Raw genomic sequence first — 19,362 nt, forward strand, 5'->3', positions numbered from 1 at the left:
TGACGGGCCTGGCGGGTTGCCAGAAGCTAAAAGCCAATACTGTACATAGTTCCGCAATACCCCTGTTTCAACAACGTTTTTTTAACATTACATCGCCCGATTTGGTCTTCCTCTTGCAGTTGTGTTAGTATGGAAATACACAGCATCACCGTGATCATAAGAGGTAAACCTTATGGACTCGTCATCACCATCGACGAAGGGGCGCTGGAAACCGCTTTCCAGGTAGTTCCCGATGTAGGGGAACATGTACTGGAAGATTACGAACCCCATACCGATACCTTTACCGCTGATCATAAAGACACACTGGAGGGAAGTCTGCGTACCGTAGAAACAGAGCAGATTGCCCGCATTATCTGGGAAGATATCCTCGATAAAATGAAATAACCGGCGGTTGCCCCACAAACCTTACCTTCGCAAAAAAAGCGGGCATTACATTGCTATGATAGTTACCGATAAAACGTATAAACGTACTAATCGACGGGAGAGGGTATTGTTCCTGGTAAAACTGCTGATTTATGCAGCCCTCGTGTTTTTCAACCTGGAACATCCCGATCAGTATAAGGATTTTGCATGGCTGTTCAAATTAACAGAAGCCCTTTCTTTTTTCCTCGGCGCTAACATTGTTATCTCCTTTGGCTGGCTGGTGGTGATGTCGTGGTACTCACGGCGCCAGCGTACAAAGCCCATGGAAAAAGACAATTTCATACTCGGGATCAATCGTATCACCTCCGTATTGAATACCGTTTTTCTGTTGCTGGCGGTGGCCATCTTCCTCGGCGTAAGGCTGAGGGAATTTGTTTCCAGTATCACGATCGTTGCCGCTGCAATTGCCCTGTTAACGAAAGACTATATCACCAACATGATCAATGGACTGATCATTATGTTCTCTGATCAGTTATCGCTCGGCGATCATGTACGCATCGGCGATACCAGAGGAAAGATCCTCGATATTACCCTCATCAATGTAGTACTGCAGAATGATGATGATGAGATCATGCTCATCCCCAATACGGTTATTTTCAGTACGGTGGTCCTGAACCAGTCGAAACAGAATATCCGCAAACTGGCGCTGGAATTTGAACTGGATCACAAGCATTCCTTTACTATCCAGGGATTGGAAGACAGGCTCCGGAAATCGGTAGCGCCCTTCTCCGACAGCTTTGTGCCGGACAGCTTCCTGCTGAAAACCATTGAAATCAGAAAAGACTTTGTACAATTTAAAGTGCAGCTGGTAATGCCCCGCACCAATCGGGAGGTAGAACGCCAGATCAGGCGCACCCTCAATACAGAAATTCTCGCGATAGCAGAAGGAAAAGAGTAGTGCCCGCTAACGCCTCAGTACCCGTACTCCGCCGACGGGATGATCCTGCACTACCATCGTGTAGGCGTTGGGGTTAATATCCGTTTCTTCAGACAACGGTATGGTGAACGTAAAGCTGCTGCCACTGCCGGGCATACTGTTGAACCATATTTTACCATGATTGCGTTCCACGAAATCTTTTGAAAGATGCAGCCCGAGGCCGCAACCCTTTTCATTTTGCGTACCACTGGTAGAGTAGTAGATATTGGAGAAAATACGGTGTTGATTCTCTACAGGAATACCGGTACCATTGTCTTTTACCGTAATTTCAGCAAAGTTAGCACGTTGTTCCGCAGTAATCAATACTTCACCACCAGAGGGCGTGAATTTGATGGCATTGTTGATGAGGTTGCGCAATACCAGTCGCATCATATCCGGATCTGCGTATACCAGAATGCTCTTATTCAGTTCCTGCGTAAGCTTTATTTCCTTCTGCCGGGCAAGCGTTTCCAACAGGTCAAATTCCCTGTTCATCAGCAGGGTAACATCAAAATCATCTGCTTTAACGCTGATGCCTTTCATCTGGTTACTGGCCCACTGCAACATGTTGTCCATCATGTAGGCAGTGTTCTTCACGTCGCGCCACAGTTCATCGGTATACATCCTGAACTGGCTGGCATCTATCTTTTCATCTTTCAATAAAAAAAGTAACCCCTCAAGAATAGCCAGCGGAGAGCGGAGATCGTGAGATATCACAGAGAAGATTTTATCCTTTACCTGGTTGAGGTTTTCCAGTGCTGCGTTCTGTTCAAGTATAATCTTATTCTGAAGCGATACTTCCCGGGTTTTGTTATTCAGTTCTGAATATAGTTCCTGTTGCCGTTTATATAGGCGGTATACCATGACGGTGATCAGCAAAAGGGCCAGGAACAGGGCGGCGGCGGACATTACCAATACACGCTGTTGCTGAATGGTTGCCAGGTGCATATGTTGCTCTTTCAGCAGCAGCGAATTTTCCCGCTGTTTCTTTTCCGCTTCATATTTTTCCTGGGAACGGGAGATCTGACGGCTTTTTTCGGCGTTGAAGAAATCCATATTGCGGCTGCTGTATTCCTTGAAACTGTTGAATGCTGCGGGATAGTCGCGGCGGGCGGAATCCAGTTCGTAACGGATTTTATAATAGATCATTTCGTTCTTAACGTTACCGAGACTGTCGTTCAGATGTTTGGCCTGATCGAGATTGACCTGCGCTCCATTAAGATCGCCCAGCAGCGTTTGTATTTCGGCCAGATTCAGGCTAGATTTAACAATGCCGGGCAGGTTGCCATCGTTCCGATAGGCAGCGGCCGACAACTGATGAAAGTGCAGGGCATCTTCATACCGGTGACGCAGCATCGATACGATGCCCATGTTTTCGTAAGTGTAGGCCAACCCGCGTTGGTCGTTCAGTTCCAGCTTGATCTTTTCCGCTTTCTCGAGGAAGAACATGGCGGAGTCGGGATACTTCATCGCAATGTATGCAGACCCTATATTGTTCAACGCTTTTCCGATTTCCAGTTTTTCGTGTCGCCGGATCCTCATATCGAGCGATTTCTTCAGGTATATCAGGGCATCGCCCGGACTGTTCATCTCGGTGAAAATATTTCCCACATCGTTATTCAGCACAGCCAGCGTGTAGTCATCTCCCAAAGTTTCCGCCAGATTAAGGGCATCAAGGGTTAGCTTCATTTGCTGGTCGAGGTGACCTTTAGTATTTTCCACGAGCGCCAGATTGCGCCAGGCCCAGATCTTTCCCTTGTTGAAATGCAGACTGTCGCTTAAATGCAGGGCTTCTTCGGCATACCCGGTAGCAGTTGCGGCATCCCGCGTGAAATAATTCCTGGCTATTTTGTTAAGCAGGTTCACTTTCACCGTATCGCTTTCGGGATGTTGACGAAGAGCAGCCAGCAAACTATCGGGAACAGCCTGCCCGGCTGACACCAAAGGTGACAGCAGCAATAAGCATAAGAACAGCAGCACGTATTTACTCAAGGGACCGGCCGGCAGCATAAGAATTAGATGTTGGCATTGATAAGAGTGGAGCGTCTGGGGCGGTCCACCTTACGATTATAGGTTAAAATTAAAGATAATGTGGCACGATTCAAAAAATGTAGCAATAAAAAGTGCAGATGTACACCTGTTTTCTTCAACTTATCGGGATAGAAATCAAATAGGGTTGTATCTTTCAGACAATAATTTTATTTTCCCGTTTCGGGATTATCAATAAAAATGTATACACCGATGAAACCAGAAATATCTATTGAATATTGTCCTAAATGTGGGTGGTTACTCAGGGCCGCTTATATGGCCCAGGAACTGCTGACAACTTTTACAGACGACCTGGGAGGAGTAACTTTACGTCCCAGTGAAACGGGCGGAACTTATATTATCCGGCTGAATGAGGAGGTGATCTTCGACCGGAAGGAAGCAGGGCATTTCCCGGAAATCAAAGTACTCAAGCAACATGTAAGAGACAGGGTAAACCCGGAAAAAAGCCTGGGACATTCGGACAGGTAAAGGAATGAAAGAGGAGCACTTTATCGTGTTGATGTGCTCCGCTTAAATTCTTTACATTTGCAGCCTATGCGTAAAAACTTCCATATCACGGCTTTATTGATTTTATTGGCAACCGGTGCAAAGGCTCAACAAGACAGTACTACCACTATCACTTCACGCAAAGGTGTAAACGATAGTTTATTACTCCGCAGGCGGAGTTTTTTCCCACTGCCGGTACTTGGCTATTCCCAGGAGAAGGGGTTGGAGATTGGGGCAGCCATGCTTTATTCTTTTTATACCGATAAGCGGAACCCCGATATAACTACCCGGAATTCCACGATCAACCTGATTCCGGCCTTTACTACCGAAAGTCAGTTTAAGGTGGATCTTAAAACTGATATATGGACCCGTGCCAATACCTGGCATTTTAAAGGAAACCTCCGGTACCAGAATTATCCGCTTTATTTTTATGGCATAGGCGATACCACTCATTACGACCAACGGTCGCTTGTGAATAATATCCGGTATAAAGTACAACTGGAAGGAGAAAGACGGGTAGGCGGTCATTTCTACGTAGGTGCTTCACTGTTATACCAGCATGATAGCTACAGCAGCCGCGACAACAAAGGCATTTATCCGGGTATGTCATTGGTAGATAAGGACGGCGGACATGTAACATTTATCGGGCTTACCGGAATTTTCGACAACCGCGATAACCAGAATTATACCCGCAAGGGCTGGTGGCTGCGGCTCAACACAGCATATGCGCCGGCTTTCCTCAGCTCTCAGCCGCTATTTAAACTGGAAGCGCAGGGCGTACATTTTATCGCTTTGTCTCCCAAGAGTACACTGGGCCTCAACGGTCTCTTTAACAGTCTGCAGGGTAAACAGCTGCCATTTTACCTGTTACCGGAAATGGGAAATGACCTGATAATGAGGGGATATTATACCGGAAGATATCGCAATCAGAACTACCTTGCCGGACAGGCTGAGTACCGTTACCTCGTAGATCCCAGGATGCATATTCATATCTGGTTCCTTGATTTCAAACCAAAATTTGCATTGGCGGCATTTGCAGGTACCGGCACTGTTTTCTCCAATCGCGATTTCAGGCTTGATGGGTTTAAGCCGAGTTATGGAGCCGGGATCCGTTATTTTTATGATGAGAGCGCAAGGCTTACAATTCGTATAGACTATGCCGTAGGAGAGAAGCGCCCGGGTGAAGCACGGCAGAAAGGGCTTTATCTGTCGCTGGCAGAAGCGTTTTAATTTAGCGGGGCCTTCGATGGTTATTTGGTAACATTTCGTTAACTTCCAACAGCTTAACGCACCAAAACCACAGTATATGAAAAAACTATTTGTGTTACCCGCAGCTGTCATGCTGATGACGGCAACCCTTGTTACCCAGGCCCAGGATAAATCAGGTTCAGCGCATTCGAGATTCTACCTTAAAGTTACCGGAGGCTATTTTTTCAGTGTCTCACCGGGGCAGTTTCCCAATGTGGGGCCCTATCCGCCGCAAGACCTGCATACCCAATATACACCCGGCCGGCCCAATCCGTTGGATACCATCAGCCGTAAGGTGCTGACAGGATCGTATGGTGAAGGTTTTCGTACAGGGGTATCCGTTGGGTACGACATCAACAAATACATGTCGGTTGAAGCCTCCTTTAATTACTTCCACAGCCAGAAGAACCTGATGACCCGCCAATCAACCACCCTGGCTGGTTCTTCAACAGAACTGGGGCATGTGGAATCCCATGGTTATGTAAACGCCGTGGATTTTGCCCCCAGCCTGGTGGTGAGCCCGGGTATGGAAAAGGTCAATCCTTATGTACGTTTCGGCGTAGTGGTACCGCTTTGGGGGCGCCTTTATATAGAAACCGACGCCATGCAGACTTCCAATCCGCCGGCCGGAGCACCGGTGCCGCCAGGTACCCAGGTTGTAACTACCATCAGCCGTAAGGAAGAAATAAAACCAAATGTAACTATCGGCTTCCAGGGCGCATTAGGCGTGTCGTTCAAGGTTGCTTCCCGCTTTGATATATTTGTAGAAGCGGAGTACCGGAATATCCCGGTTAAGAGTAAAGAAAAGGAGATCACACGCTATAACGAAACCAATACGCTCGTTGGTCCGGCAGTGCACACTATTGCAGGCACCCGTAACCTGCAAGACCTCAGCACGGCGGAAAAGAACACGGTATACGTGACTACACTGGATGTAAATTCCAATACGCCGGTGAACCAGCAGGGTACCAAGGTGATCTATAAGTACAACGATCGTCCATCGAATGATCTCAAGTCTTATATCAACATCGGAGGGCTCGGACTGAATGCCGGACTGAAGTTCAGATTGTAATATGCTATTGTTAATCTGCGTATATTCGTTCCCGTAGGTACAGCAAAGCTGTAGTTAATGGAAAGGAAACCGGACATATCATGGTATGAAGAAAACAAATTTTATCTGGATCAGCGGTGCTATTAATTCAGGAAAGTCTACAGTGGCGGGTGCACTATCAAAGGTGCTTCCGGCGGCTGTGAATATTGAGCTGGATGCGCTGGCTTCATTTGAGCAGTCGCTGGATATCGATCAGAAACTGGAATTCATTATACAGGATGCGTTGGATCTTGCGCGTAACTGGATATCGAGAAACTTTATTCCGGTACTGAACTGGCCGTTGTATGGAAAGGAGGTGATCTATATGCTGGAGTACGCGGAAAAGCTGGGGTTACAGCCCATATTGATCAACCTCACGCCACCTTATGACGTGGTGGCTGGCAACAGGAACGAACGAATACTGGAAGAATGGGAGTTGCAGCGTATCAGGTATATGTACGACGTATGCCGCATGCACGAGCCGGTGTATGGCCATCGTATCGACAATAGTGGATTGACAGTAGCGGAAACTGTAGAGAGGATTGTAGCGCTGCTGAATTAAGAATTGGGAATGTAGAATTAAGAATAAAGAGCGAAGATCTAAGCGGATGAGAATATACTACCTCATCCTATCCGCTTAGATCTTCGCTCTTTATTCTTAATTCTATATTCCCAGTTCTTAATTCAATCACGTACTCGCCTTATCCAGCACTTCCACTGCGCTCTTATCCAGCTTCAGCTGTACTCCATTGATGAGCTGCTGCAGTTGTTCCTTATTGGTAGCACTGGCGATGGGGGCTGCTATGGCGGGGCGGGTCAGCAGCCAGGCAAGCGCTACACCGGCAGGAGTAGCATGATATTGCGCCGCTACTTGGTCGAGTGCATCCAGTATACGGAAACCCCTGTCGTTCAGATAACCGGCAGCTTTTCCGCCACGCGCCGGGCTTTTCGAAGTATCCGCCGGCTGACGGTATTTCCCGGAAAGGAAACCGCTGGCCAGCGAGTAATAGTTGATCACACCCAGATCATGTTTTTCACAGATCGGAGCGTAGTTACGTTCGTAGGCAGCCCTGTCGTACAGGTTGTATTCCGGCTGTAGCGTTTCATACCTGGGATAGCCGTGCTTTTCGCTGGCATTCAGGCTTTCGAGCAGGCGGGCCGGACTCATGTTAGAGGCGCCAATAGCACGTACTTTTCCTGATTTTACCAGGGTGGCATAAGCTTCCAGCGTTTCTTCCACAGGCGTGTTTTCATTATCGTAATGTGTCTGGTACAGATCAATATAATCCGTTTGCAGGCGCCTGAGCGAATCTTCTGCAGCCTTTATCAGATAGGCTTTGGTGACATTCATACCGGCGCCCATATCTGCACCTCCTTTAGTAGCAATGATCACCTGGCTGCGATTGCTGCGTTGCTGTATCCACCTGCCAATGATGGATTCTGATTCACCACCTTTGTTGCCCGGCACCCAGCGCGAATACACATCTGCCGTGTCTACCAGGTTGAAACCGGCAGCCACGAATTCATCCAGTAAATTAAAAGAAGTGGCTTCATTGGCTGACCAGCCGAAAACATTACCACCAAATGCAAGAGGGGCCACCATGAGCCCGGATTTTCCCAGTTTCCGTTTTTCCATAATCATTTTTTTTATCGATTCATACAATGGGTACATCCCGTCCGTAAATTAATTACTTTTGTTTTGAAGCGGAATTAATTTATGCCGGATCATATGCCTGAAATTTCACGGGAAGATTTTAACTGGTTGACGCAAACCTATGGAAAAACAGATGGCTATTCCCACATCGATACCGAAGAAGAAGTGATACATGAGATTTTCCATGACAAAATACTGATAGGTTCAGGCTTCCTGAACTGTGCTTCTTATGAACTCAGTTACGATAAACACCGGCTGCTGGTGCGTAAGAACAGGTTGGATGATTATCGCCTGGAAGAAAAAGCGGTGATGATAGCCGATGACATGAGCAATGAAGATGAAAAGGAGCTGCTCTACCGCTGGCATTTGCTGATAGCGGAGCTCCGGGCGGTGGAAAAACTGAATGGGCTTGTCAATGCCAGAGAGCCGCTTGCGCAGCTATTGCTCGATATCCTCAATGAAGAAGAGGCAGAGGAAGAAATTGCGAAGTTGCCTGATCTGGTACCTGCTGATACAGAGATCATATGGGAGAAATTATACGTTGCCTTATTATCGAAGGGATATGTAGCCGCCTTTGACTGGGAAGAACTACCCAATGAAGGCATACAGCTGTTGAACGAACTGACTCCGTTGAGAAATAAACGCATCCTGTTGCATGCACCGGATCCCGGTACATGGAAAGATATGACCGCCGGTGATTTTGCCAGATCTGTGCTGGATTTTCTGAATCGTCAACTGGCGGATTACAAACTGAAGATTGTCGCGGCCGGCCCGGAGCTGGATGAATACCAATACTTTATATGCCTTAACGAGCAAGACTTCCGCCTCGCTAATGCCCGTAGCAAACTGGAAGAACTCTGCCTGATTTGCTTCTTTTAGATATTAAAATTTGGTTAAAATGCCTCCCGGCATTATACTAAAGAAGCAGGTATGCAATAACTTAGTACATCAATTGAATTGAATTATACCCAATGAAATTATTTCGGCAATTATTTTTTACGCTGATCGCGGTGATGCTCCTGCCTCAATTGCGGGAACATAGCACCCCGATTCAAAAGCGGATTGCTGAAAGTATTTTTGCCTCAAAAGTAGCGGCTTACAATGCTGCCATAAAAGCGCCGGCTTATCAAACCACTATCACAAAATTTAAGCGCCGGCCTGTAGGGATCAATGACGGTTATGGCCATGACAAAATTTGTCCTTCGTGCCTGGAGTTAGTTACCGATCAGTTTATTTATGTAGACAGGATCCTTAAAGGATACTATGCAAATCCCTACCTCAGTGTGGCAGTGCCGCTGAGAAGCTGGAGAGGGCCTCCCGTAGCCTGATACCCCGATTTTACATTCTTTTTTATTTCATTTTTTTTTTCAGCGATATATGAATTTAGATATGATCGCGAAGAAGTGGTGTTGGTGGTTGCTATGTGTTTTTCCCTTCACTTCTTCCTTCGCACAATCTGCAGCGGATAATTTTTCGCTGCATCGGGCAATTGCGCTTACACTGGATCATTATCCGGCCATTAAGGCCAAGGAAGCCCAGGTAAAAATGGGACAGGCGAATCTGACGGATGTGAAACACAACTGGTATCCGTCTCTGAAACTTCATGACCAGGTGGATGCCGGTACCGACAATGGTATTTACGGTTCTTACTTTACACTGGGAATGATCCCTTCCACTTCCGGCGGGATCCGCCCGGAGAACAACAGTACATTGATGAGCGGCAATATTGCTATGGCTGCCATGCAATGGGAGATCTACAATTTCGGTGCATATGCCAGTGAACAAAAAGAAGCAACCCAGGCATTGAATGTACAGAAAACAGACCTGAACAACACTTCTAACCAACTAACGGTAACGGTTATACAGGATTACCTGGAACTATTACGGCTGCAGGCGTTACAGAAAATCGAGCAGGATAATATAGCCCGGAATGCAGAGGTGGTGAAAGCGGTTACTGCTATTGTGTTGCATGGCCTGAAACCCGGCGTAGACAGTGCCGTAGCCGCCGCAGAGCTTTCCAGGGCGAGGCTGAACCTGCTGGATATCGATAACAGGTATAATCAGGTACGTATACAGATGGGTACATTAACTGGTTTGGATACAGCCCTGGTACGGCCTGATACGGTCAATAATAACAAGCTGCCGGGTTTACTCGGAGAACAGACGCCCGACAGCATTGCCGGGCATCCGATGCTGGAATACTATAACGCCGTCTATAACCAGGAACGGGCTGCAGAGCAGGTGATCCGGAAATCACATCTGCCGAAGTTAAACCTTATGGCTACAGGATGGATGCGCGGTTCCAGCGGCAGCTTCAATGATGTATATGATAAGAATCTTTGGAGTGGATTGGGATACAGCAGGTACAACTACCTGCTTGGACTGGGCATTACTTACAACCTGACCGATCTGAAACGTACCCGCGAAAAAGCAGCTGTACAACAGTACAGGTCGGAAGTAGCCAGGCAACAGCTGGAAACTACCCGTACCACGCTGAATGGTTTGTTGCAGGAAGCGGAAACGGATATCCGGACGTCGAGAGATAAACTGAAAGAACTGCCGGTGCAGCTGAGCGCTGCAAGGGCTGCCGCCCGCCAGAAAATGGCACTGTACAAGGGAGGGCTTACTAATATCATTGACGTGGTAACCGCTCTGTTTGTGCTGAACCGGGCGGAAACAGACCTGGTACAAACCCGTGATGCTGCATGGAAAGCATTGTTCCGGGCAGCGTATGCAGGCAATACGATATCTCAACTTTTACCTGATCTGAATTAAATATATAGGATTATGTCATTTGTGTCTTCGGCACTGAAGAAACCAATAGCCGTGGTAGTTATCACGGGCGGATTGCTGCTGTTTTCAGTGCTGGCTATCTTCAATATACCCATCGATATTTTCCCGAAGCTTAATCTGCCAACCATATACGTGATTGAGCCGTACGGAGGGATGTCGCCCCAGCAGATGGAAGGCTTCTTTGCCACGCGTATGCAGGACCAGTTCCTGTATGTGAACGGTGTAAAAAGTATTAGTACAAAAAATATACAGGGATTAACCTTACTGAAACTCACCTTCTACGAGAGCACCGATATGGCGGAAGCCTCCGCCCAGGTGGCGTTGCAGGTGAATCGTGTAATGAGTTTCTTTCCGCCCGGGGCTTTACCTCCGCAGGTAATGCGTTTCGATGCCTCGTCGCTTCCGGTGGGAGAGCTGGTGTTCAGTAGTCCCAAACGATCTCTGAAAGAAATATATGACCTGGCGGCAACCCGTATCAGGCCTATGTTTGCGACAGTACCAGGATTGTCGGCGCCGCCGCCATTCGGTTCCAATACGCGTTCAGTAATCCTGAACGTGGACCCGCAGAAACTGCGCAGCTTCAATCTTAGTCCCGATCAGGTGGTGGAAGCCGTGGCGAAAAACAACGTCATGACGCCTTCCGGTAACATACGCATCAACAATACGATGTTTGTGACCACCGTAAACTCTCTTGAAAAAGAAGTGAATGATTTCGGAGATATTCCTATCGTCACCAATGGCGGCAGTAATGTATTTATCCGCGATGTGGCCCGGGTGGCGGATGCAACGGATGTAACGGTCGACTATGCACTGGTGAACGGGCACCGCTCTGTTTACATTCCGGTGGTAAAAACCGCGGATGCATCTACCTGGGATGTTGTAAAACAACTGAAAGGAAAGCTGCCTGAAATGCAAAGCCTGTTGCCGGATGACGTGAAAATCTCCTATGAGTTCGACCAGTCGGTGTTTGTAATCAATGCCGTGAAAAGTCTTATTTCAGAAGGTATCATGGGTGCATTGCTCACCGGGCTGATGGTGCTGTTGTTCCTGCGCGATCTGCGCAGCTGCCTGGTGGTAGTGGTGACGATTCCTGTAGCAGTGCTTTGCGCGGTATTGGGCCTGAAGATGGCCGGACAAACCATCAACATCATGACGCTGAGCGGGCTCGCACTGGCTATCGGTATCCTGGTGGATCAGGCAACGGTGACCATTGAGAATATACACCAGCATTTGGAGATGGGAAAGCCCAAGCGGCAGGCGATCTACGAGGCCTGTGAGGAAATTGCTTTCCCGCTGCTGCTGATTTTGCTCTGTATTCTTGCGGTATTTGCGCCTTCCTTTATCATGACAGGCGTACCACGCGCTATGTTTCTGCCACTGTCGCTTTCCATCGGTTTTGCCATGGTGGCTTCTTATTTTGCGGCGCAAACACTGGTACCCGTGATTTCGAACTGGTGGCTGCAGGCACATAAATTTCAGCATGCACACGTTGGACTGACACTGGATGCGGAGGAAATAAAAGAAGCCAATGAACACCTAAAGTTTGAGCATGAACACCCTGAAAAGGCTGGTGGATTTGAGCGTTTCAAACTCCGGTTCATGGGCGTCCTGGAAGGAGGAATGAAAAGATCGCGTTTGATTGTGACGATATACGTAATAGGCGCGTTGATTTTAGCAGGAGGTTGTTATATGTGGATAGGAAAGGATTTGATGCCGCACATCAATGCGGGCCAGTTCCAGTTGCGACTGCGCATGCCGGATGGTACCCGCCTCGAACGTACGGAAGCAGCCCTGCATGATGTGCTGGGTGTGGTAGACAGTACCGTGAATGGCCACGTAGCTATCAGCTCCGCATATGTAGGCCTGATCCCCAGCAGCTTCGGAAGCAGCAACCTGTATATATTCAACAGCGGTACACATGAAGCTGTGTTACAGGTGAACCTCGACGAGGACTATAAAGTAAAGATTGATCAGTTGAAAGACGAACTACGAAAGAATATTACAGCTAAGATCCCGGAGATGCGCCTTTCGTTTGAGCCAATAGATCTTACGGAAAAAATCATGAGTCAGGGTGCAGCTACGCCCATCGAAGTAAGGGTAGCAGGGAAAGATATGAAGCAGATTTCAGACTATGCAGAAAAGCTGGTAGACAATCTGAAAGACGTGCCTTTCCTGCGGGATGTACAGATTGCGCAGCCGCTTCATTTCCCGGTGATCAATATTCATATCGACCGGCTGAAACTGGCACAGATGGGGCTGAATATCTACCAGGTGGCGCGTTCCGTAACAGCGTCTACCTCTTCGAGCCGATTTACTGAAAAGAACCAGTGGCTCGATGAAAAGGTAGCGTATACGTACCAGGTACAGGTACAGATACCGGAATACAGCATGACGGCTATCAACGACCTGAAAGAGATCCCACTGGTGAGAGGCCAGGCCAGGCCTGTGCTGGCAGACGTGGCTACTTTTACGACTACCGAAATGCCGGGAGAATATGACCGTGCCGGTCCTCGTAGGTTCGTTACCGTTAGTGCCAATATTTCCGGTAAAGATCTGGGTGCTGCTACTGCAGCCGTGCAGAAGGCAATCAAAGACGTAGGCACACCTCCGAAAGGATTGGTGGCTGAACTGAAAGGTGCCTCCAGCCTGCTGGTGGAAACACTGAGTAGTTTGCAGAATGGATTAACCATTGCCATCCTGGTCATCTTCCTGTTACTGGCAGCAAACTACCAATCGTTCAAATTATCTTTTGTGGTGTTGACTACCGTGCCTGCGGTAATTGCCGGCGCACTGATTGCGCTGCTGCTGACCGGGGCTACACTCAATCTGCAGTCGTATATGGGAATGATCATGTCTACCGGGGTATCGGTGGCTAATGCTATCCTGATTGTCACGAATGCTGAGAAATTAAGGCTGGAGTACAAGGATGTGCCGAGAGCTGCCGTAACAGCAGCCGGCTTGAGGTTGCGGCCTATTCTGATGACGAGCCTGGCGATGATAGCGGGTATGATCCCCATGGCCAGCGGTCTTGGTGAAGCCGGTGATCAGACAGCCCCGCTGGGGCGCGCGGTAATCGGTGGACTGATTGCGTCCACACTCGCTGCGCTGCTGATCCTGCCCCAGGTGTACGCGCTTGTGCAGAAGAAGTCGAGCTATGAGTCGCCATCCCTGATGCCGGACGAAGAATAGGGTTTAATAAACATCATATCATCTCGCTATAAAAAGCTAAAAGCTGCAGGCTAACCGCTAAAGGCGCTTAAAGAACATACAAAGAAATTATGAAACAACTAACATATTATTTATCAGCTCTCTCCATCATATCCGGACTGGCCGCCTGTAATTCAGCGGCCATGCCGGAGAAGAAAGCGGCTTCCGATCATGGGAAGCGTTATACGCTGTCGCAGGTTGTACAGCGGCCACTGGGAGGCACTATCCGCCTGCCGGGTACCCTGCAGGCCTTCCAGGAAGTTAGTATCTATCCAAGGATCAATGGCTTCGTGAAAAGCATCATGGTGGATCGCGGAAGCAAAGTGAAAAAGGGACAGGTGTTGCTGGTACTGGAAGCCCCAGAGGTAACTCAGCACTTCTACGCGGCACAATCGAAATACCTGCAGGCAGCGGCTATGTTTGCTTCCAGCAAAGACAACTACGAGCGTACTGTAGCCACCAGTGCAGAGCCTGGCACAATTTCCCCGCACGACCTGGAGTTGTCGAAAGCCAGGATGCTGGCCGATAGTGCCCTGATGAACAGCGAGCAGGCCAATTTTCGTGCGCAGGAAGTGAATAAAGGCTATCTCGTGGTAACGGCGCCGTTTGATGGTGTGATCACGGAGCGTAACATTCACCCCGGCGCATTGGTAGGGCCGGATACTAAAGTAGACGATAAGCCTATGCTGATGCTCGAACAGGAAGACAAGCTAAGGCTGGTCATGCAGGTACCTGAAATGTATAGTGCACAGCTGGCGGAACAATCCGTGGTGAACTTTGACGTGGATGCAATACCAGGGGAACATTTTCAGGGAAATATAGCCCGGCAGGCCGGAACACTGAACGATAAATATCGCTCCGAAGCCGTGGAAATAGATGTGCCTAATCCCAAACGCCAGCTGAAAGCCGGCATGTATACCGAAGTAGTGCTGCCGTTAAAAGGCTCGGCGCAGGCGATGCTGGTACCTTCCAGCGCAATTGTGATGTCGACCGAAAAGAAATACGTAGTAGCGGTAAAAGATCATCATACAAAATGGATTGATATAGAAGAAGGTAATCATCATAACGATTCAACAGAAGTATTCGGCCACTTACAGCCCAATGATCAGGTGATTGTAAATGCCACAGATGAGATCAAAGAAGGGATTACCATTCCATAGCAGTTCTTTCAACACACGTTACGGCAAGCAGAATGGTGTAGTTGAAAGTCGGCCGTCCCGATGAGTCGGGACGGCTTTTCTGCTAACTGTTCCGTCTATATTGATTTTTTTAGTGTTCTTATTAGAAAAAGAGAACAATAACATCCACCTAGTAATCAATAACGGATTTACCTGTTGTTCAACTAAAAAAGTTTATATAGCAGACAATAGTATATAACCGCGTTACACACGTCAAGTCCTCCGGGAGTAATAAATTCAGGATTAGTTATTAGTTACTGTCGACAACCATAGCGGGTTAACGCTATGGGGATATTGGCTGTTGCTAAACTATTGTGTTCAAAGGCTATCGGATCATCATATTAATAATAATAACAAGGAACGATTTAAAATTGTTTTGGTGATTTTTCTAAAAGTTGAAAAGCTCGCGTATGCCAAGTGCCAGCATCTGAACGCCGATCACCGCCAGTATCAGTCCCATCATTTTAGTAACCACCATCATTACATTGGTACCGATGATTTTCACAATACGTTCTCCGGCAATAAAAAGCAGGTAGGTAATAAAACAAATAGCCCCATAAATAATAATTACGATGGCCAGGTGGGTTAAGTCTTTAGCCGCGGAATAGCTCATGGAGGTGGTGATACTGCCTGGTCCGGCAAGGAGTGGCATTGCCAGGGGCGTGATCGCCACACTAATACCCTGGTCGGCCTTTACAGGCTGCGAGCCAAGCTTGGGGTTTTCCTGCCTGTTTTCCTTTTCGCCCCGCACCATCTCATAACCGATCATAAATACGAGTATACCACCGGTTACGCGCAACGCTGCCAGGGTGATCCCGAAAACATGAAAGATCAGTTTGCCGGCCACACTGAAAACAAGAATAATACAAAAGGCAATTAAGACAGATTTACTGGCAATATTTCTTTTTGCTTTTCTGTCCATATTGGAGGTCAGCTCCATAAACACAGGTATTGCAGAGATGGGGTTTACAATGGCCAGTAAGCCCATGAATACAGTGGTGGCAAACGGAATGTAGTTATCAAATAATGTCATCATATCAGCAATATAACGAATTTTACTTATCGTTTATGCCCGTAAACGGGGAAGTTGCCAGTTATGCCGAAGACTTACCAACCGGATGGTAACAATAACGGCAACGGCTATACTCTGCGCTACTTCTCCGGATATACCGGTGAAATGTCCGGCCGCAACATACAATATGCCACCTGAAATTGAGGCTACGGCATATATTTCCCGGGTGAAGAGAATAGGTTGTTCGCCGCAGATAACATCCCTGAGCAGTCCGCCGAAGGTGCCCGTAATGACGCCCAGAGCCACGCATACAGGCACTGGCAGATGTACAGCTATCCCTTTGTTGATGCCGGTGATGGTGAACATTCCGAGTCCTATTGCATCGAAAGTGCTGAGTAAGCGCGTGAGTTTTTTTACATAGGAGAAAAACACGGCGGCAATGATAGCGGCAACAATAATAGCGGTATTGGTCAGTTCGTCCGTCATCCAGGCAACCGGCGTGGCGCCGATAAGCAGGTCGCGTATGGTTCCGCCGCCAATGGCTGTTACAAATGCCAGGGCAAAAAGCCCGATCACATCGTATGATTTATTGATTGCTGCCGTTGCTCCCGAAACCGCAAATGCAAAAGTGCCCAAAAGTTCCAATACCTGTATGTAGGTAAGCTGCATGCGTTTGTTTGATTTGGGCCTAAGGTAACGATACTTTGCGTTAACGCAAGCTATTCCATATCGTAAGCGTATTCCCCTCTCAATGTACGCTCTATTTTAGTGCGCAGACTATGACTGAATCCCTGTACTTCTATTTTGGGATGAGAGTCGAGATAGATCAAAAAGCGGCCTGTTTCTTCCATGACAAGATCGTAAATGTCTTCCAGCAGGGCACAAAGCAGTCTTCTTGTTGTTTCAGCTATCTGGGCCAGGCGAGAGTCTTCAAAATGCCTGTATTCACGGTTTTTATAAGATAAGGTAATCTGAATCATAACTAATGGTTTTCCAGGATTGAGTTTGCTGTTTCGGCTAGTTAACGCCTAACCGATTGGTTTTCAAAATTTAATTTATTAAAAATGTTGTAAAAATAGGAAAAAAGTATTTTTTTTCTATCATAATCTTGGCTACAATTGCAAATTATTTATAGGTAATGAAACGAATCACATTAGTCATTGTTTTTACTGCATTGTACCTGATACAGGTGCAGGCCCAACCCGGAAAAGGCATCAGATGGAGCCGCGACGGGAAATCGTACTATAAGGCTACTGCAGCCGGTATTGAAACGGTTGCATTTGAAGGATCTTCTGCTGTGAAGGTACCGGCCAGTGCTTATAATGGAATGCCGCTCCGTGATTTTTATTTTTCGGCAGATGAAAAGAAACTGCTGCTATATACCAACAGCAAAAAAGTATGGCGCTATGAAACCCGCGGCGATTACTGGGTGCTGGATCTGGCCAGCGGAAAGCTGCAACAGCTGGGGAAAGATAAACCCGGTTCTTCGCTGATGTTTGCCAAGCTGTCGCCCGATGGAACGAAAGCCGCCTATGTAAGCGGGCATAATATTTTTGTGGAAGACCTGGCAACAGCGCAGGAAACAGCTATGACAACGGATGGTACGCGTCGCTTTATCAACGGTACTTTCGACTGGGCCTATGAAGAGGAATTTGGTTGCCGCGATGGTTTTCGCTGGAGCCCCGATAGCAAAAAAATTGCTTACTGGCAGATAGACGCTACAAAGATCAGAGATTTCCTGATGATCGATAATACAGATTCTATCTACTCCTTCACCGTACCGGTAGAATATCCGAAAGCAGGAGAGAGCCCTTCAGCATGCAGGGTAGGAGTAGTGGAGGTGGAAACTGCTAAAACAACCTGGATGCAGGTTCCCGGCGATCAGCAGCAGCATTATATTCCCCGTATGGAGTGGGTGCCCGGCAAAAATACACTCATCATACAACAGCTCAACAGGAAGCAGAACAATAGTAAGCTGATGCTCTGCGAAGCGGCTACCGGCAAAGCCCGCACTATTTATGAAGAAAGCGACAGCGCCTGGATAGATGTGAAATCCCGTTGGGACGATGATAATATCGCTGGTTGGGATTTTGTTGGTAATAATAAATCATTCATCTGGGTAAGCGAACAGGATGGATGGCGTCATCTGTATAATGTTAATACGGAAGATGGAAAAGCAACGTTACTCACTCCTGGCAATTATGACGTGATCAGCATCGCAAAAATTGATGAAGCTGCAAAGGCGATTTATTTCCTGGCATCTCCTGAAAATCCTCAGCAGCAGTATCTTTACAAGGTATCGTTGAACGGAGGGAAAGCAGAACGTATCACACCAGCCAACGAACCTGGTACACACGATTATAAGATTTCACCGTATAGCAACTGGGCTATTCATGATTTCAACAACGCAGTAACCTATCCGGTTAGTGAAAACCTTCAGGTGCCTGCTCATAAAAGTACCGGCGATGTGGTCATCTCTGCCATCAACAGATCGGCAAAGATGACGAACAAGCCGGAGTTCTTTACCATCACCACTACAGATGGCGTAACCCTGAACGGCTGGATGAGTAAGCCCCGGAACTTTGATCCCACAAAGAAATACCCGGTGGTGTTTTATGTATACGGTGAGCCGGCAGCAGCAACATCGCTGGATGCCGTAGGCGCCGGCCGCAATTTCCTTTATGATGGTGATATGGCCGCTGATGGTTATATCTATGTATCAATGGATAACCGCGGTACGCCTTTGCCTAAAGGCCGTACCTGGCGTAAATGTGTTTACCGGAAAGTGGGCCTCATCAATGCGCGCGACCAGGCAATGGGCGCTCAGGCATTGATGAAGAAGTATTCCTTTATAGATCCGGAACGCGTGGCAGTATGGGGCTGGAGCGGTGGAGGCTCGATGACGCTGAACCTGATGTTCCAGTATCCGCAGATCTACAAAACAGGCATCGCCATTGCTGCAGTAGGTAATCAGTTAACATACGACAATATTTACCAGGAACGCTATATGGGATTGCCGGAAGAAAACCGGGAAGATTTTGTAAAAGGATCTCCGATCACTTATGCAAAGAACCTGCAGGGCAACCTGTTGTATATTCATGGAACCGGCGATGATAACGTGCATTATCAGAATGCAGAAATGTTGCTGAATGAGTTGATCCGCTACAATAAGCAGTTCCAGTTCATGGCATATCCTAACCGTACGCATAGCATTTCGGAAGGACAGGGAACATTTGAACATCTGTCTACCCTGTACACAAATTATCTGCGTGCACATTGTGAACCGGGGGCAAAATAGTCTACCTT

Annotated in this window: 17 protein-coding genes; 12 read left to right on the forward strand and 5 right to left on the reverse strand. The window is 47.6% G+C overall.

Going from position 1 to position 19,362, the window contains the following annotated elements:
- The first annotated feature begins 129 nt into the window (after nucleotides 1-129).
- Nucleotides 130-384, forward strand: coding sequence for a hypothetical protein (locus UNH61_RS12785; protein ID WP_326992381.1), 255 nt, complete (start codon nucleotides 130-132; stop codon nucleotides 382-384).
- Between the two features lie 55 nt (nucleotides 385-439).
- Nucleotides 440-1,321 (forward strand): mechanosensitive ion channel domain-containing protein, encoded by an 882-nt coding sequence (locus tag UNH61_RS12790; protein WP_326992383.1) that lies wholly within the window; start codon nucleotides 440-442, stop codon nucleotides 1,319-1,321.
- Nucleotides 1,322-1,327: 6 nt separating this feature from the next.
- On the opposite strand, the gene UNH61_RS12795 is transcribed toward UNH61_RS12790, so the two are convergent.
- Nucleotides 1,328-3,331, reverse strand: a complete 2,004-nt coding sequence (locus UNH61_RS12795; RefSeq protein WP_326992384.1) for a tetratricopeptide repeat-containing sensor histidine kinase — start codon at nucleotides 3,329-3,331, stop codon at nucleotides 1,328-1,330.
- Between the two features lie 249 nt (nucleotides 3,332-3,580).
- Here UNH61_RS12795 and UNH61_RS12800 point away from each other — a divergent pair, with 249 nt between their 5' ends.
- From UNH61_RS12800 to UNH61_RS12815, 4 genes are all read left to right on the forward strand, one after another.
- Nucleotides 3,581-3,856: a SelT/SelW/SelH family protein gene (locus tag UNH61_RS12800; protein WP_326992385.1), complete on the forward strand. Its 276-nt coding sequence runs from the start codon at nucleotides 3,581-3,583 to the stop codon at nucleotides 3,854-3,856.
- Nucleotides 3,857-3,922: 66 nt separating this feature from the next.
- Nucleotides 3,923-5,104 (forward strand): BamA/TamA family outer membrane protein, encoded by a 1,182-nt coding sequence (locus UNH61_RS12805; protein ID WP_326992386.1) that lies wholly within the window; start codon nucleotides 3,923-3,925, stop codon nucleotides 5,102-5,104.
- 76 nt (nucleotides 5,105-5,180) lie between these two features.
- Complete coding sequence (locus UNH61_RS12810) at nucleotides 5,181-6,194, forward strand: outer membrane beta-barrel protein (RefSeq protein WP_326992387.1); 1,014 nt, start codon at nucleotides 5,181-5,183, stop codon at nucleotides 6,192-6,194.
- 85 nt (nucleotides 6,195-6,279) lie between these two features.
- Nucleotides 6,280-6,774 (forward strand): hypothetical protein, encoded by a 495-nt coding sequence (locus tag UNH61_RS12815; protein ID WP_326992388.1) that lies wholly within the window; start codon nucleotides 6,280-6,282, stop codon nucleotides 6,772-6,774.
- Nucleotides 6,775-6,900: 126 nt separating this feature from the next.
- On the opposite strand, the gene UNH61_RS12820 is transcribed toward UNH61_RS12815, so the two are convergent.
- On the reverse strand, nucleotides 6,901-7,848 hold the full coding sequence (locus UNH61_RS12820; protein ID WP_326992389.1) for an aldo/keto reductase: 948 nt from the start codon (nucleotides 7,846-7,848) through the stop codon (nucleotides 6,901-6,903).
- A 93-nt stretch (nucleotides 7,849-7,941) separates the two neighbouring features.
- Between UNH61_RS12820 and UNH61_RS12825 the strand changes: the two genes are divergently transcribed.
- The 5 genes from UNH61_RS12825 to UNH61_RS12845 all read left to right on the forward strand — a co-directional run bounded on the left by UNH61_RS12825 (nucleotide 7,942) and on the right by UNH61_RS12845 (nucleotide 15,026).
- The gene (locus UNH61_RS12825; protein ID WP_326992390.1) at nucleotides 7,942-8,745 is read left to right on the forward strand and encodes a hypothetical protein; all 804 of its coding nucleotides are present in this window, start codon (nucleotides 7,942-7,944) and stop codon (nucleotides 8,743-8,745) included.
- A 92-nt stretch (nucleotides 8,746-8,837) separates the two neighbouring features.
- Complete coding sequence (locus UNH61_RS12830) at nucleotides 8,838-9,194, forward strand: hypothetical protein (protein WP_326992391.1); 357 nt, start codon at nucleotides 8,838-8,840, stop codon at nucleotides 9,192-9,194.
- 49 nt (nucleotides 9,195-9,243) lie between these two features.
- A complete protein-coding gene (locus UNH61_RS12835) occupies nucleotides 9,244-10,641 on the forward strand; it encodes a TolC family protein (RefSeq protein WP_326992392.1) in 1,398 nt (465 codons plus the stop codon).
- A 12-nt stretch (nucleotides 10,642-10,653) separates the two neighbouring features.
- On the forward strand, nucleotides 10,654-13,848 hold the full coding sequence (locus UNH61_RS12840) for an efflux RND transporter permease subunit (RefSeq protein ID WP_326992393.1): 3,195 nt from the start codon (nucleotides 10,654-10,656) through the stop codon (nucleotides 13,846-13,848).
- A gap of 89 nt (nucleotides 13,849-13,937) precedes the next feature.
- Entirely contained in the window at nucleotides 13,938-15,026 is a 1,089-nt protein-coding gene (locus UNH61_RS12845; protein ID WP_326992394.1) for an efflux RND transporter periplasmic adaptor subunit, read from the forward strand.
- A 406-nt stretch (nucleotides 15,027-15,432) separates the two neighbouring features.
- Here UNH61_RS12845 and UNH61_RS12850 read toward each other — a convergent pair whose 3' ends face one another.
- From UNH61_RS12850 to UNH61_RS12860, 3 genes are read right to left on the reverse strand one after another with little or no spacing between them, the layout of a single operon-like run.
- Complete coding sequence (locus UNH61_RS12850; protein WP_326992395.1) at nucleotides 15,433-16,080, reverse strand: MarC family protein; 648 nt, start codon at nucleotides 16,078-16,080, stop codon at nucleotides 15,433-15,435.
- A gap of 30 nt (nucleotides 16,081-16,110) precedes the next feature.
- Nucleotides 16,111-16,725, reverse strand: a complete 615-nt coding sequence (locus tag UNH61_RS12855) for a trimeric intracellular cation channel family protein (protein ID WP_326992396.1) — start codon at nucleotides 16,723-16,725, stop codon at nucleotides 16,111-16,113.
- 50 nt (nucleotides 16,726-16,775) lie between these two features.
- Nucleotides 16,776-17,036 carry a hypothetical protein gene (locus tag UNH61_RS12860; RefSeq protein ID WP_326992397.1) on the reverse strand — a complete coding sequence of 87 codons (261 nt, stop codon included), beginning with the start codon at nucleotides 17,034-17,036 and terminating at the stop codon, nucleotides 16,776-16,778.
- A gap of 158 nt (nucleotides 17,037-17,194) precedes the next feature.
- Between UNH61_RS12860 and UNH61_RS12865 the strand changes: the two genes are divergently transcribed.
- Nucleotides 17,195-19,354, forward strand: coding sequence for a S9 family peptidase (locus UNH61_RS12865; protein WP_326992398.1), 2,160 nt, complete (start codon nucleotides 17,195-17,197; stop codon nucleotides 19,352-19,354).
- The last annotated feature ends 8 nt before the right edge of the window (nucleotides 19,355-19,362 follow it).

The sequence above is a fragment of the Chitinophaga sp. 180180018-3 genome (genome assembly GCF_037893185.1).
Taxonomy (GTDB): domain Bacteria; phylum Bacteroidota; class Bacteroidia; order Chitinophagales; family Chitinophagaceae; genus Chitinophaga.